Source organism: Pseudomonas sp. YL2, assembly GCF_023063025.1.
GTDB lineage: Bacteria > Pseudomonadota > Gammaproteobacteria > Pseudomonadales > Pseudomonadaceae > Aquipseudomonas > Aquipseudomonas putida_A.
The window spans coordinates 1-14,675 of record NZ_JAJSLU010000028.1 but is presented as its reverse complement, the minus strand read 5'-3'; the positions used below and the strand labels follow the sequence as shown (position 1 = coordinate 14,675).

Annotated in this window: 13 protein-coding genes; 5 read left to right on the top strand and 8 right to left on the bottom strand. The window is 62.1% G+C overall.

Translation table 11 applies throughout. From position 1 onward, the window contains the following. Positions 1–272 precede the first annotated feature (272 nt). A complete protein-coding gene (locus LVD08_RS27015; RefSeq protein WP_095137166.1) occupies positions 273–461 on the top strand; it encodes a hypothetical protein in 189 nt (62 codons plus the stop codon). Between the two features lie 146 nt (positions 462–607). Here LVD08_RS27015 and LVD08_RS27010 read toward each other — a convergent pair whose 3' ends face one another. From LVD08_RS27010 to LVD08_RS26980, 7 genes are all read right to left on the bottom strand, one after another. Beyond that, positions 608–1,150, bottom strand: a complete 543-nt coding sequence (locus tag LVD08_RS27010; RefSeq protein ID WP_007968960.1) for a DUF2058 domain-containing protein — start codon at positions 1,148–1,150, stop codon at positions 608–610. A gap of 26 nt (positions 1,151–1,176) precedes the next feature. Continuing rightward, a complete protein-coding gene (mazG, locus tag LVD08_RS27005; RefSeq protein ID WP_135296352.1) occupies positions 1,177–2,010 on the bottom strand; it encodes a nucleoside triphosphate pyrophosphohydrolase in 834 nt (277 codons plus the stop codon). Positions 2,011–2,142: 132 nt separating this feature from the next. Then, positions 2,143–4,386: a GTP diphosphokinase gene (gene relA / locus LVD08_RS27000; protein ID WP_027612305.1), complete on the bottom strand. Its 2,244-nt coding sequence runs from the start codon at positions 4,384–4,386 to the stop codon at positions 2,143–2,145. Between the two features lie 101 nt (positions 4,387–4,487). Further along, the gene (rlmD, locus tag LVD08_RS26995; protein ID WP_247269695.1) at positions 4,488–5,864 is read right to left on the bottom strand and encodes a 23S rRNA (uracil(1939)-C(5))-methyltransferase RlmD; all 1,377 of its coding nucleotides are present in this window, start codon (positions 5,862–5,864) and stop codon (positions 4,488–4,490) included. Further along, entirely contained in the window at positions 5,864–6,766 is a 903-nt protein-coding gene (gene cysM / locus LVD08_RS26990; protein WP_041067515.1) for a cysteine synthase CysM, read from the bottom strand. The genes rlmD and cysM overlap by 1 nt, the downstream gene beginning before the upstream one ends. 202 nt (positions 6,767–6,968) lie before the next feature. Then, complete coding sequence (locus tag LVD08_RS26985) at positions 6,969–8,393, bottom strand: sensor histidine kinase (protein WP_247269694.1); 1,425 nt, start codon at positions 8,391–8,393, stop codon at positions 6,969–6,971. Then, positions 8,380–9,102 carry a response regulator transcription factor gene (locus tag LVD08_RS26980; protein ID WP_247269693.1) on the bottom strand — a complete coding sequence of 241 codons (723 nt, stop codon included), beginning with the start codon at positions 9,100–9,102 and terminating at the stop codon, positions 8,380–8,382. Before LVD08_RS26980 ends, LVD08_RS26985 begins: the two co-directional genes overlap by 14 nt. Positions 9,103–9,319: 217 nt before the next feature. On the opposite strand from LVD08_RS26980, the gene LVD08_RS26975 reads away from it, so the two are divergent. Both LVD08_RS26975 and LVD08_RS26970 read left to right on the top strand, forming a co-directional pair. Beyond that, positions 9,320–12,073: a response regulator gene (locus LVD08_RS26975; RefSeq protein ID WP_027612300.1), complete on the top strand. Its 2,754-nt coding sequence runs from the start codon at positions 9,320–9,322 to the stop codon at positions 12,071–12,073. Positions 12,074–12,156: 83 nt separating this feature from the next. Continuing rightward, entirely contained in the window at positions 12,157–13,146 is a 990-nt protein-coding gene (locus LVD08_RS26970; protein ID WP_247269692.1) for a 2-hydroxyacid dehydrogenase, read from the top strand. A 12-nt stretch (positions 13,147–13,158) separates the two neighbouring features. On the opposite strand, the gene LVD08_RS26965 is transcribed toward LVD08_RS26970, so the two are convergent. Next, entirely contained in the window at positions 13,159–13,599 is a 441-nt protein-coding gene (locus tag LVD08_RS26965; RefSeq protein WP_095137159.1) for a hypothetical protein, read from the bottom strand. Between the two features lie 133 nt (positions 13,600–13,732). Here LVD08_RS26965 and LVD08_RS26960 point away from each other — a divergent pair, with 133 nt between their 5' ends. Beyond that, the gene (locus LVD08_RS26960) at positions 13,733–14,167 is read left to right on the top strand and encodes a hypothetical protein (protein ID WP_025112952.1); all 435 of its coding nucleotides are present in this window, start codon (positions 13,733–13,735) and stop codon (positions 14,165–14,167) included. After that, on the top strand, positions 14,167–14,571 hold the full coding sequence (locus LVD08_RS26955; protein ID WP_247269691.1) for an META domain-containing protein: 405 nt from the start codon (positions 14,167–14,169) through the stop codon (positions 14,569–14,571). The genes LVD08_RS26960 and LVD08_RS26955 overlap by 1 nt, the downstream gene beginning before the upstream one ends. The last annotated feature ends 104 nt before the right edge of the window (positions 14,572–14,675 follow it).

The window sequence follows — 14,675 nt, the reverse complement described above, 5'->3', positions numbered from 1 at the left end:
GGGGGGTGAGGAGGGGGGGGGGTCGCGCCCCCTGGACCGCGCAGAGGCTTCCCGCACCCACAGGGGATATCAGTGCGCCTGAAAATGAAACTTCTGTCATGAAACTTCCCGCCATGCGACCGAATGTCGCGGATTACGCGGGCTGCAGCACTGTTGCAAAAACCGCAACAACACCTTGCGCAAATCAAGCGTTTACTTAGCAAGCTAACAAATCATATAAAAGAGTCCTGCACACGCCTTGCTGCAGATAACTTGAGATTTGGAGCTAGCAGATGACTGTAAAAGTAACTGAACGCGACGATTCACACATGTCCCACGAAGGCGTAGCCGCCGGTATCCGCATCTGGGATGTGCATCAACAAGACTTGCTGGTCGGCATGTTCCACAACGAGATCGACGCCCACAATTACAAAGCCGAACTGGAACTGCAGGAACAGCAACGGGATCTGAAATCCGCTTAGGCGAATATTGAACCTGTGGCGAGGGAGCTTGCTCCCGCTGGGGCGCGAAGCGGCCCTGCTCTTCAACTCAAGAGCAGAGGCCTGCTACGCAGTCCAGCGGGAGCAAGCTCCCTCGCCACAGTTTGGGTTGTTACAGCTTTATCGGTTTACCACATCAGGTCATCCGGGATCTGATAGGCCGCGTACGGATCGTCCTCGGCATTGACCTCTTCGGTCTGCACGTTGAGCTGCACGATACGTTGCGGGTCGCGCTCCTGGATCTTCAGCGCCGCTTCACGCGGAATCACTTCGTAGCCGCCGGCATGGTGCACGATCGCCAGCGAGCCGCTGCTGAGCTTGTTGCGCATCAACGTATTGACCGAGATGCGCTTGACCTTCTTGTCGTCGACGAAGTTGTAGTAGTCCTCGGTGGTCAGCTTCGGCAGACGCGAGACTTCGATCAACTGTTTGACCTGCGCGGCACGGGCCTTGGCCTCGGCCTTCTCCTGCTGCTGACGGTTCAACTCCTGGTCGCGCTTGACCTTCTCGGCCATGGCTTCCTGAGCGGCGCGCTGCTGCGAATCATCCAGCTCGGCCTGCCCTTTGTGGGCCAGACGTTGCTGCTTCTGCTTGTCTTTGCTGACCTGCTTGGCCTGCTTTTGGTTGACCAGGCCTGCTTTGAGCAACTGGTCGCGAAGGGAAAGGCTCATTAATGCTTACTCACTTGGGCAACGGCTCAGCCGCAGCTGGGCAAATTCTTTTCCTGACGTTTGGCTTCACCCCACAGGGCGTCCAACTCTTCGAGGGTGCAATCTTCCATGGGACGACGGGTGTCGCGCAATGCCTGTTCGATAAAACGGAAACGTCTTTCAAACTTGGCGTTGGCGCCACGCAGCGCGGTTTCCGGATCGACCTTCAGGTGCCGGGCCAGATTGACCACGGAAAACAGCAGGTCACCGATCTCGTCAGCCACCGCTTGCGGATCGTTTTCGGACATGGCTTCGAGCACTTCGTCGAGCTCTTCGCGCACTTTGTCCAGCACCGGCAACGCATCCGGCCAGTCGAAACCGACCTGCCCGGCACGCTTTTGCAACTTGGCTGAACGCGACAGTGCCGGCAGCGCGGCAGGTACATCATCGAGCAGTGACAGCTGCTCGGGCGCGGCGGATTTCTCGGCGCGTTCTTCGGCCTTGATCTCTTCCCAGCGCTGCTTGACCTGCTCTTCGCTCAAGCGTGGTACGTCCAGCGGCGCATACAGATCGCCGGTGGGGAACACGTGCGGATGGCGGCGGATCAGCTTGCGAGTGATGCTGTCGATCACCCCGGCGAATTCGAAGCGCCCTTCTTCCTTGGCCAACTGGCTGTAATAAACCACCTGAAACAGCAGATCGCCCAGTTCGCCCTGCAAGTGATCGAAGTCGCCCCGCTCGATGGCGTCGGCCACTTCGTAGGCTTCTTCGAGGGTGTGCGGGACGATGGTCGCGTAGGTTTGCTTGATGTCCCACGGGCAACCGTACTGCGGGTCGCGCAGGCGGTTCATCAGGTGGAGCAGGTCTTCAAGTGAATACATCTGTCATGCCTCTACACAAAACCAACGTGGGAGCGGGCTTGCTCGCGAATGCGGTGTGTCATTCAGCGCAAATATCGACTGACACGCCCTCTTCGCGAGCAAGCCCGCTCCCACCTTCGAACGAAGCCATCTTCACGGAGTACGGTTACGCCGCGTCTCGATGATGTTCGGCAACTGCGAAATCCGTCCCAGCAAGCGCCCCAGCGCATCCAGCCCGGGAATCTCGATGGTCAGTGACATCAGCGCGGTGTTGTCTTCCTTGTTCGAACGGGTGTTGACCGCCAGCACGTTGATCCGCTCGTTGAGCAGCACCTGCGAGACGTCCCGCAGCAGACCGGAACGGTCGTAGGCACGGATGACGATGTCCACCGGATAAGTGAGCACCGGCACCGGGCCCCAGCTGACCTGGATGATCCGCTCCGGCTCGCGCCCGGCCAGTTGCAGCACCGAGGCGCAGTCCTGCCGGTGAATGCTCACGCCACGACCCTGAGTGATGTAGCCGACGATCGCGTCGCCCGGCAGCGGCTGGCAGCAGCCAGCCATCTGCGTCATCAGGTTGCCGACACCCTGGATCTGAATGTCGCCGCGCTTGCCCGGCTTGTAGCCAGTGGCCTTGCGCGGAATCAGCTCCAGCTGTTCGTTGCCGCGTTCCGGCTCGACCAGTTGCTGTGCGAGGTTGACCAGTTGCGCCAGACGCAAATCGCCGGCACCGAGGGCGGCGAACATGTCTTCGGCGGTTTTCATGTTGGCCTTTTCGGCCAGCTTGTCGAAGTCCACCGCCGGCAGACCGAGGCGATTGAGTTCGCGCTCGATCAGGGTTTTACCGGCCGCGACGTTCTGGTCACGGGCCTGCAACTTGAACCAGTGAACGATCTTCGCCCGCGCCCGCGAGGTGGTGACGTAACCCAGGTTCGGGTTCAGCCAGTCACGGCTCGGCGTACCGTGTTTGCTGGTGATGATCTCGACCTGCTCACCGGTCTGCAGGCTGTAGTTGAGCGGCACGATCCGCCCGTTGATCTTCGCGCCACGGCAGTTGTGCCCGATTTCGGTGTGCACGCGGTAGGCGAAGTCCAGCGGTGTCGCGCCCTTCGGCAAGTCGATGGCATGACCGTCCGGGGTGAAGATGTAGACCCGGTCCGGTTCGATATCGACCCGCAGCTGTTCGGCCAGACCACCGATATCGCCCAGCTCCTCGTGCCACTCCAGCACCTGACGCAGCCAGGAGATTTTCTCTTCGTAGTGGTTCGAGCCGGATTTGACGTCGGTGCCCTTGTAGCGCCAGTGCGCGCAGACGCCGAGCTCGGCTTCTTCGTGCATCGAGTGCGTACGGATCTGTACTTCCAGCACCTTGCCTTCCGGACCGATTACCGCGGTGTGCAGCGAGCGGTAGCCGTTCTCTTTCGGATTGGCGATGTAGTCGTCGAATTCCTTCGGGATGTGCCGCCACAGGGTGTGGACGATGCCGAGCGCGGTGTAGCAGTCGCGCATTTCCGGCACCAGCACACGCACGGCGCGCACGTCGTAGATCTGGCTGAATTCCAGACCCTTGCGCTGCATTTTGCGCCAGATCGAATAGATGTGTTTGGCCCGGCCGCTGATGTCGGCGTCGACGCCGGTGGCCTGCAATTCGTCCTTGAGCTGGGTCATCACATCGCTGATGAACCGCTCACGGTCCAGCCGTCGCTCGTGGAGCAGCTTGGCGATCTGTTTGTATTGATCGGGTTCCAGGTACCGGAAGGACAAGTCCTCCAGTTCCCACTTGATATGACCGATGCCGAGTCGGTGCGCGAGCGGCGCATAGATGTCGAAGACTTCCCGGGCGACGCGGTTGCGCTTCTCGTCGTCAGCGGTTTTCACCGCGCGAATGGCGCAGGTACGTTCGGCCAGTTTGATCAGCGCGACACGAACGTCGTCGACCATCGCCACCAGCATCTTGCGCAGGTTTTCCACCTGGCCCTGAGTGCCCATCACCATCGACTGGCGCGGGCTGAGGCTGGCACTGATTGCCGCCATGCGCTGCACGCCGTCGATCAGTTTGGCCACGACGGGACCGAAGCGCTGGCTGACCGCCGCGAGTTCGATCTGACCTTCGCGGACGCCGCGATACAGCACCGCCGCGACCAGCGAATCCTGATCGAGTTTGAGGTCGGCGAGGATCTCGGCGATCTCCAGTCCCGTGCTGAAACTGCCAGAGCCTTCGGCCCACAGATTCTTCTTGGCATTGGACTGCTGTTCGGCCTCGCGAGCGAACTCGCAGGCTTCTTTCAAGGCTTCGCGATCCAGTGCCATGTCGACACTGACCGCGTGATCGAGCCAAGCCTCGAGATTGATACTGCCGTCAGTGTTGATCGGCTGGTGTGCTCTCACCTGTACCATGCTGCTTTACCTTCCCTACGACGCAGATTCAATGCGTCAAATCGCTGACCCTCAACGCCCGTATGCGCTCGCAGGGCTAAAGCGAGCGCCGCCCGGACAGGTCAGACGGATTCAGACGAGCCATCCTGGCTCGCTTCAAATAACGCCATGGCCTCGACATGTGCCGTCTGAGGAAACATATCGAGAATCCCGGCACGTTTTAACCGGTAGCCCTGCTTGATCAATTCGACCGTATCGCGCGCCAGAGTTGCAGGGTTGCACGATACATACACCAACCGTTTGGCACCCAGGGTCGCGAGCTTGCGCACCACCTCGAAAGCACCGTCACGCGGTGGGTCCAAGAGTACCGCAGAAAAGCCGTTTCCGATCCACTGAGCATCGGTCAAAGGCTGGGATAAATCGGCTTGAAAAAACTTAGTGTTATGCAAATTGTTGCTAGCAGCGTTCGCAGCGGCACGGTCGACCATGGTCTGCACGCCCTCCACCGCCACCACTTCACGCACGCTTTTGGCCAGCGGCAAGGCGAAGTTGCCCAGACCGCAGAACAGGTCCAGCACGCGTTCATCGGGGCGCGGTTTCAGCCAATCCAGCGCCTGCGCGACCATCGCCTCGTTGACCCCGGCGTTGACCTGAATGAAATCTCCCGGGCGCCAGGCCAGATCCAGATCCCACTGCTCCAGGCGATAGCCCAGCGCCTGCGTGGCATCCACCGGTTGCGGCTCGCCCTCACCATGCAGCCACAGTTGCGCCTGATGGAACTGGCAAAAATCCTTGAGGATCGTCAGGTCGGCTTCCGACAGCGGCGCCATGTGCCGCAGCAATACCGCCAGCGATGAACCACTGAACAACTCGACATGCCCCAACGCCTGCGGTTTGCTCAAACGACGGAGCATCTCCGGCAAGCGGGTCATGATCGGTTGCAAGGGCTGTACCAGCACCGGGCATTCGTTGATGGCGACGATGTCCTGACTGCCGGCAGCGCGGAAACCGACTTCAAGCTGCTTGGCTTTCATGTCCCAGCGCACGGCGATCCGCGCGCGGCGGCGATAGCCGAATTCCGGGCCAGTCAACGGCGCAGCCCATTCGTCAGGCGCGACCCCGGCGACCTTCGACAGCTGCTCGGCGAGCATGCGCTGTTTCAGGGCAAGCTGTTCGGTGTGGGGCAAATGCTGCACGCTGCACCCGCCGCAGCGGCCGGCGTGCTGACAAGCTGCCGGGCGACGCAACTCGCTGGCCTTGAACACGCGCTCGGTGCGCGCCTCGACCACTTTGCCGCGGGCGCCAAGCACCCGCGCCTCGACCTCTTCACCGGCGAGGGCGCCGAGGACGAACCAGGTTTTGCCTTCGAAAAACGCGATGCCGCGACCGTCATTGGCCAGGCGCTCGATGTTCAAGCGCTGTTTTTTGCCGGTCGGAATTTGCGCGGCCTTGCTGCCGCCGGTGGGCTGGAAGCGCAGGCCTCTCTCGTGCTTGGCCATCAGTTGGCCGCGTCGAAAATGCCGGTCGACAGATAACGGTCGCCACGGTCGCAGATGATCGCGACGATCACCGCGTTTTCAACTTCTTTGGACAGGCGCAGCATGGCTGCCACCGCACCACCCGAGGACACGCCACAGAAGATGCCTTCTTCGCGGGCCAGACGCCGGGTGACGTCCTCGGCTTCGCTTTGCGCCATGTCGACAATACGGTCGACGCGGTCGGCCTGATAGATCTTCGGCAGGTATTCCTGCGGCCAGCGACGGATGCCGGGAATGGCCGAGCCTTCCATCGGTTGCAGCCCGATGATCTGCACGCTGTCGCTCTGCTCTTTCAAGTAGCGCGACACGCCCATGATGGTGCCGGTGGTGCCCATCGAACTGACGAAATGGGTGATGGTGCCCTGGGTCTGACGCCAGATTTCCGGGCCGGTGGTGGTGTAGTGCGCTTCAGGATTGTCGCCGTTGGCGAACTGATCGAGCACCTTGCCACGGCCTTCGGCTTCCATCCGCTGGGCGAGATCGCGCGCGCCTTCCATGCCCTCTTCCTGACTGACCAGAATCAGCTCGGCACCGTAAGCGGTCATCGCCGCCTTGCGCTCGGCACTGGAGTTGTCCGGCATGATCAGGATCATCTTGTAACCCTTGATCGCGGCGGCCATGGCCAGCGCAATCCCGGTGTTGCCCGAGGTCGCTTCGATCAGCGTGTCGCCGGCGTGAATCTGCCCGCGCAGTTCGGCACGGGTGATCATCGACAGCGCCGGACGGTCCTTGACCGAACCCGCCGGGTTGTTCCCTTCGAGCTTGAGCAATAGGGTGTTGCTGGTGGCACCGGGCAGGCGCTGCAAACGCACCAGCGGAGTGTTGCCGACGCAATCGGCGATGGTTGGGTACTGCAGGGTCATGGCGTATTCGCAATCCAGACGTGCGGGGGCGCCTATCATACCGGCAAACGTCCGCAGGCCATATCACGCAAAGTGCGGTGCTTATGGTTTCTGGGAATAAGCAGATGAATGTCGCACCGGTGGTGCGACTTTTGAGTTCAGCGGTGAATCGAAGGGCCCCTTCGCGAGCAAGCCCGCTCCCACAGGAGGGTGGCGGTGTTGGTTATACAATCTGCGGACGACACACATCCAAAGTGGGAGCGGGCTTGCTCGCGAAGGCGTCAGCCGTCACGCCGCCGTCATCGGCAATCAGCCGAAAATTCAAGCGCAACCCCGCCCCACCATTCTCCGCCCACACCATCCCACCCTGACGCTGCACCGCATTCCTCGCAATGCTCAGCCCCAGCCCAAAACCGCCATCCCCCGGGCGCGAGCCGTCGAGGCGGGTGAAGGGTGAGAAGATCCGTTGCAGATCGCCCTCGGCCACCCCGCCGCCCTGATCCTCCAGCCATAAATGCCAGTAATCGCCGTCACGCCGTCCATCGAGGCGCACGATGCCGCCCTCGGGCGAATGCCGAATGGCGTTGCGCAGAATGTTTTCCAGCGCCTGCGCCAAAGTATTGAGGTTGCCGCGCACCCAGCACGACGCCGGCACCGCGCACTGCAATTGCAGGCTCGGCCAGCCGCTTTCGTAACAGGCGTTGTCGGTGAGCATTTCCCACAGCGCCTGAATCTGGATCGCTTCGTCAGGCAGCGGCGCACGCTCGGTGTCGAGCCACGCCAGTTGCAGGGTGTCTTCGACCAGTCGTTGCATGCCGTCGACTTCACGGCTGATGCGCTCGCGCAGTTGCCGTAGATCCTGCTCGCTTTCACTGGCCACCCGCAGCCGGCTCAGCGGCGTGCGCAGTTCATGGGACAGGTCGCGCAGCAATTGCTGTTGCAGGGCGACGGTGGATTGCAGGCGTTCGGACATTGAATCGAAGGCCCGCGCCAGTTCACCGAGTTCGTCCGGGCGCTGGGTAATGCCGCTCGACAGACGCACATTCAATTGGTCGGCACGCCACGCATTGGCCTGCTTGCGTAGATTGTTCAGCGGCACCACCAGCAAGCGATACAGACCGACACACAGCAGCAAGGTGAACAGCCCCGGAATCACGCCATTGGTGATCACCCGCCAGAACACCCGGTATTTCCCCGGCAGGAAGCGCTCGGGCAACTCGATTACCAGACTGCCGGCGGACGGATTCTGCGGAAACGGTACGCGCAGCCACGGCCGGCCCTTTTTGTGGATCGGCCAATCGAGGCCGCGTAAAAAGGTCAGGTGCTGGATTTCCTGTTCATTCAGCGGCTCGCTGCTCAACGACTGCAGATTGCGGTCGATCACCCCGACCCAGGCGGCTTCGCGCAGCTCCATGCTCTGCAACCAGTTATCGACCCCGTCACGCTCACCGCGCTGCCACGCGCGCTCGGCTTCGCTGGCATAACGGCTGAGGGTGCCGCGCGCCTCGTCGGAGAGATACTGGTTGCGCTCTTCCATGTAGCGGCCCCAGGACCAGCTCAGCCAGATCATCAACAGACAGAACGCCACCAGCAGACACGCCAGTTTCCAGAACAGCGAATGCCGCCCCGGCAGGTCAGAGATTTTCATCGGTGGCACTCAGCACATAACCCTTGCCCCACACCGTGCGCACTTCCCGTTCGGCGTAACCGATGGCCTTGAGTTTGCGGCGGATCTGGCTGATGTGCATGTCGAGGCTGCGGTCGTGGGCCGCGTAGCCGCGTTGCAGCACATGCTGATAAAGGAAGGCCTTGCTCAGCACTTCTTCGTCGTTGCGATTGAGGGTTTCCAGCAGACGGTATTCGCTGCGAGTCAGACCGGCAGCATGCTGGTTATAGAAGACTTCGCACTGTTCGTCGTCGAAGCGCAGCGCGCCGTGGATCGCAGCCGGGGCAATCGCTGCCGGACGTCGATCCAGCGCCACCCGGCGCAGGATCGCTTCGATCCGCACATGCAACTCGGCGATGCTGAACGGCTTGGGCAGGTAATCATCAGCCCCCAGACGAAAACCACTGATGCGATCGGCCTCGGCGCCCAGCGCCGACATCAGCAGCACCGGCGTCGAATGGCTCTGGCGTAACTGCGTCAGCACCTTCAAGCCATCGAGCCCCGGCAGCAGAATGTCCATCAGCACCACGTCGAACGGCTGGTGACGCGCAATGTTCAGCCCTTCCTGACCGTTCTGGCACCAGGTCACCGCAAAGCCGCTGCGGCCCAGATGCTCGTGAACATAGGCGCCCAGCACCGGGTCGTCCTCAATGGCGAGAATGCGTGGCAGGTCGGTGGAAACAGGAGTCATGAGTATCTGCTAATAATTCTCAGTTGGCCGATTATTCAAGATTGCCCGCCATCGGGCAACCCAAGCTTGACCGGCCGGACAAACGCGCCAGGCCGCGCCGACCAATGGCGACATGATTTTTCCGAAGATTGCCCGCCTGCAAATCGCTACACTGCGCCAATGTCGCGTGCCGGACGCACGTGCGAGTCAACAGTTCAGCGGGATGCAGGAGATGGGTGTGCTCAAGAAACTGGGAATCAAAGGTCGCGTGTTGTTGCTGACCCTGTTGCCCACCAGCCTGATGGCGTTGGTGCTCGGTGGCTATTTCACCTGGATGCAACAGTCCGATTTGCAGACCCAATTGATGCAGCGCGGTGAAATGATCGCCGAACAACTGGCGCCGCTGGTGGCGCCCGCCATGGGCCACGGCAACACCGATCTGCTCGAACGCATCGCCACCCAGTCCCTCGAACAACCTGACGTGCGCGCCGTCACCTTCCTCGCCCCCGACCGCACACCGCTGGCGCACGCCGGCCCGACCATGCTCAATCAGGCGCCCAGCGGTGACAGTGCACAACTGCAACGGCGCAGCGGCAATGACGCCACCCGTTACCTGATGCCGGTGTTCGGCAAGCATCGCAACCTCGCTGGTGATCTGATCCCCGAAGAATCCGACCGTCTGCTCGGCTGGGTCGAACTGGAGCTGTCGCACAACGGCATGCTGCTGCGCGGTTATCGCAGCCTGTTTGCCAGCCTGCTGCTGATTGCCGCCGGTCTGGCGGGCGCGGCCCTGCTCGCGTTGCGCATGGGCCGCACCATCAACCGCCCGCTGAGCCAGATCAAACAGGCGGTTGCCCAGCTCAAGGACGGTCATCTGGAAACCCGCCTGCCACCGCTCGGCAGTCAGGAACTGGACGAGCTCGCCTCGGGCATCAACCGCATGGCCGGCACCCTGCAGAACGCTCGCGAAGAACTGCAGCACAGCGTCGATCAGGCCACCGAAGACGTGCGGCAGAATCTGGAAACCATCGAGATCCAGAACATCGAACTGGACCTGGCGCGCAAAGAAGCACTGGAGGCGAGCCGGATCAAATCCGAGTTCCTCGCCAACATGAGCCACGAGATCCGCACGCCGCTCAACGGCATTCTCGGTTTCACGCATCTGTTGCAGAAAAGCGAGCTGACCCCGCGTCAGCTCGACTATCTGGGCACCATCGAAAAGTCCGCTGACAGCCTGCTGGGGATCATCAACGAGATCCTCGATTTCTCGAAGATCGAGGCCGGCAAACTGGTGCTCGACCACATCCCGTTCAACCTGCGCGATCTGCTGCAGGACACCCTGACCATCCTGGCCCCGGCCGCCCACGCCAAGCAATTGGAGCTGGTGAGTCTGGTTTATCGCGACACGCCGCTGTCGCTGGTCGGCGACCCGCTGCGCCTCAAGCAGATCCTCACCAACCTGGTCAGCAACGCGATCAAATTCACCCGCGAAGGCACCATCGTCGCCCGCGCCATGCTTGAAGAAGAACACGAAGACAGCGTGCAGTTGCGCATCAGCATTCAGGACACCGGCATCGGCCTGTCGAGTCAGGACGTGCGCGCGTTGTTCCAGGCATTCAGTCAGGCCGACAACTCGCTGTCGCGCCAACCCGGCGGTACCGGTCTGGGTCTGGTGATCTCCAAGCGTCTGATCGAACAGATGGGTGGCGAAATCGGCGTCGACAGCACCCCGGGCGAAGGCTCGGAATTCTGGATCAGCCTGAGCCTGCCGAAAACCCGCGACGACAGCGAAGACCTGCCGGGCCCGCCACTGCTCGGGCGTCGCGTGGCGGTGCTGGAAAATCACGAACTGGCACGTCAGGCCCTGCAGCATCAACTGGAAGACTGCGGCCTCGACGTCACGCCGTTCAATACGCTGGAGAGCCTGACCAACGGCGTCACTGGCGCGCACCAGACCGATCAGGCGATCGATCTTGCGGTGCTCGGCATCACCAGCAACGACATGCTCCCGGAGCGCCTGAACCAGCACATCTGGGATCTCGAACACCTCGGTTGCAAAGTGCTGGTGCTGTGCCCGACCACCGAACAGACGCTGTTCCATCTCTCGGTGCCCAACCCGCACAGCCAGCTGCAAGCCAAACCAGCCTGCACGCGCAAACTGCGTCGGGCGCTGGCGGATCTGGCCAATCCACGCCAGCCGCGCAACGAGCCGGGCGAACCGCTGTCGAGTCGTGCACCGAAAGTGCTGTGCGTCGACGACAACCCGGCCAACCTGTTGCTGGTGCAGACCCTGCTCGAAGACATGGGCGCCAAGGTTCTGGCCGTGGAAAGCGGCTACGCAGCAGTCAAAGCGGTGCAGAGCGAATCCTTCGATCTGGTGCTGATGGACGTGCAGATGCCGGGCATGGACGGACGCCAGACCACCGAAACCATTCGCCAGTGGGAAAGCGAACGGCATAGCACACCGCTGCCGATCGTCGCCCTCACCGCCCACGCCATGGCCAACGAAAAACGCGCCTTGCTGCAAAGCGGCATGGATGACTATCTGACCAAGCCGATCAGCGAGCGGCAACTGGCGCAAGTGGTGCTGAAGTGGACCGGTCTGGCCTTGCGCAATCAAGGAACGGAACGGGCCAGCGACAGCGCGGCGGGTGGCAATGAGTTGCCGGTGCTCGACCACGAAGAAGGCTTGCGTCTGGCCGCCGGCAAAGCCGATCTGGCAGCCGACATGCTGGCCATGCTGCTCGCCTCGCTGGAAGCCGACCGCGAAGCCATTCGTGCCGCCAGTGAAGCCCGGGATCAGAACGCACTGATCGAGCGCGTGCATCGCCTGCACGGTGCGACCCGATATTGTGGCGTGCCGCAGTTACGCGCGGCCTGTCAGCGCAGTGAAACCCTGCTTAAACAGGGCGATCCGAAAGCAGTGGTGGCGCTGGAAGAACTGGAGCGGGCGATCAATCGACTCGCGACGCAAGCCAGGATCAGCGCCTGATCCACGGCAATGCCGGCAGCGGCATCCGCCGTTAAAGTGGTGGCCGTCAACGCTGACTCGCCACCCCGTTCCAGGAGGAATTCATGCGCACGCTCGTTTTCAGCAGCCAGACCTATGACCGCGACAGCTTCCTCGGCGCCGAATGCCCGGCCGGGATAGAACTGCACTTTCAGCCGGCCCGGCTCAGTCTCGACACCGCCGCCCTGGCCGAGCAGCACGAGGTGGTCTGCGCCTTCATCAATGACGATCTCAGTGCGCCGGTGCTGGAGCGCCTCGCCGCCAGTGGCACACGGCTGATCGCCCTGCGCTCGGCGGGCTACAACCATGTCGATCTGCTCGCGGCAAAACGCCTCGGACTGGCCGTGGTGCGGGTCCCGGCCTACTCGCCGCATGCGGTGGCCGAACACGCGGTAGCGCTGATTCTGGCGCTCAACCGGCGTCTGCACCGCGCCTACAACCGCACCCGCGAAGGCGATTTCACGCTGCACGGCCTGACGGGTTTCGATCTGGTGGGCAAGACCGTGGGCATCGTCGGCACCGGGCAGATCGGCGCGACGTTCGCGAAAATCATGCACGGTTTCGGTTGCCAATTGCTGGCCTACGACCCGTACCCAAACCCTGAGGTCGTGGCGCTGGGCGCACGTTACCTGAGCCTGCCGGAGCTGCTCGCGCAGTCGCGGATCATCAGCCTGCACTGCCCGCTCAACGCCCAGAGCAAACACTTGATCAACCGCGAATCACTGGCGCACCTGCAGCCGGGAGCGATGCTGATCAACACCGGACGCGGCGGCCTGGTCGACACACCGGCGCTGATCGACGCCCTGAAGGACGGTCAATTGGGCTATTTGGGACTGGATGTGTATGAGGAAGAGGCGCAGCTGTTTTTCGAGGATCGCAGCGATTTGCCGTTGCAGGACGACGTGCTGGCGCGGCTGCTGACCTTCCCGAACGTGATCATCACCGCCCATCAGGCGTTTCTGACCCATGAGGCGCTGGGCGCGATTGCCGCGACCACCCTGCACAACATCGCGACCTGGGCCGCAGGCGCGCCGCAGAACCAGGTCGAAGGTTGAAGGCTTGCCGGTTTACTTCGGCGACAGCGACGAGGCCAGGATCAGCAACGCCAGCCAGCCAAAACCGAAAAAGCGCTGCTTCATCGAATGACCGTTACGCAGCAGGAACCAGACGAAGACCATCGGTAGCAGGAACACCATGATCTTCAACCAGCCTTCCACCGGCCGCGAACCGTCGGCGTTGGGCTGAAGTTGAGGTGCGGGTTCCGGTTGCCGACGGCGGCGACCGACCGCCGCCGGTGAAACGCGCGGCGCGGGTTCAGGGGCTGCTGGCGGGATAAACGCCTCGGGCACGGATTTGTTGCGCGGCAGGCTGCCAAATGAAATCGTCGCGGCGGCGGCTTGCGCCGGTGTGTGCTCATGCTGCTGCGCCATCGGAGCACCACAATGAATGCACGCCTTTGCTTCCGAGCTGATGCTCCGCTTGCATTCATAACATTCGATCAGCGCCATGTTCCGTTCCCTCAGAGTGAAGGGCGGCAGTTTGCCATGAGCGCCGGACGATTTGAACCGGATCGAAGGTCGCACGTGTAAGCCATCCTGCAATCCAGCCCGTGCTAGCATGTCGCGCAGATTTGGAGGACCCATGGTCGAACACGATTTCCGCTACACCCTGATGAACCCGCAACACACCCTCACCGAATGCCGCGCCCTCGTACCGGGCCGCTATCAGGTCACCGGCAACGGTGGCTCGATCCGCAACGGTGACGTCCTGTTGGTCACCCTCAAAGGCAGCAAGGACTTGTCCATGCGCCTGACCGTCGACACCGTGCGCCACCTGATCAATCCGCCGGGCCAATGGACCGCGATGACCACCGGCCCGGTCTTCGGCGAACTGGCGATCCACACCTGGCAGGTCAACTGCGACAGCTGCGCCAAAGAGCTGAACTTCGAGTTCGCGGTGGACGCCAAGCTGGGCAAGACCGCCGAGAAACCGGCCGCCACGGCGCGCATCGCCGAGCTGGGCTGGAAAGCCGTCGGCGACAAGCACCTGTGCCCGAAATGCCAGGAGCCTGCGTGATGAAACGCCTTGCCCTGCCGCTGCTGGTCGGTGCCGCTCTGGTGGGCTGCGCCGCAGAGCCTGTGCAACTGCAGCAGAACCGCAGCTACATCCTGGAGTGGATCGGCGAGCGGCCATTGATGGATTACAGCCATCTGACCGTGACCCTCGGCGACGATGGCCGCGCGTATGGCAATGGCGGCTGCAACCACTGGTTCGCGCCGTACACCCTCGACGGCGACAAGCTGAGCTTCGGCCCGATCGGCAAGACCCGCAAACTCTGCGCCCCGGCGCTGATGGAGCAGGAACAACGCTTCCTGCAGGCGCTGCAAGGCGTTGAGCGCTGGGACATCTCGCCGGTCGAGCAGATGCGCTTCTGGCCGGCCGAAGGCAAGCCGTTGCGCTGGTGGCTGGAAGAGGGCTGATCGTTCAGCCGCAAAAAAGATCGCAGCCTGCGGTGTAGTGGTTCAGTTTTTTTAAACCACTCCGTAGGAGTATTAGGCCGCCTGCTGCTCAAACAGCGCAGGCG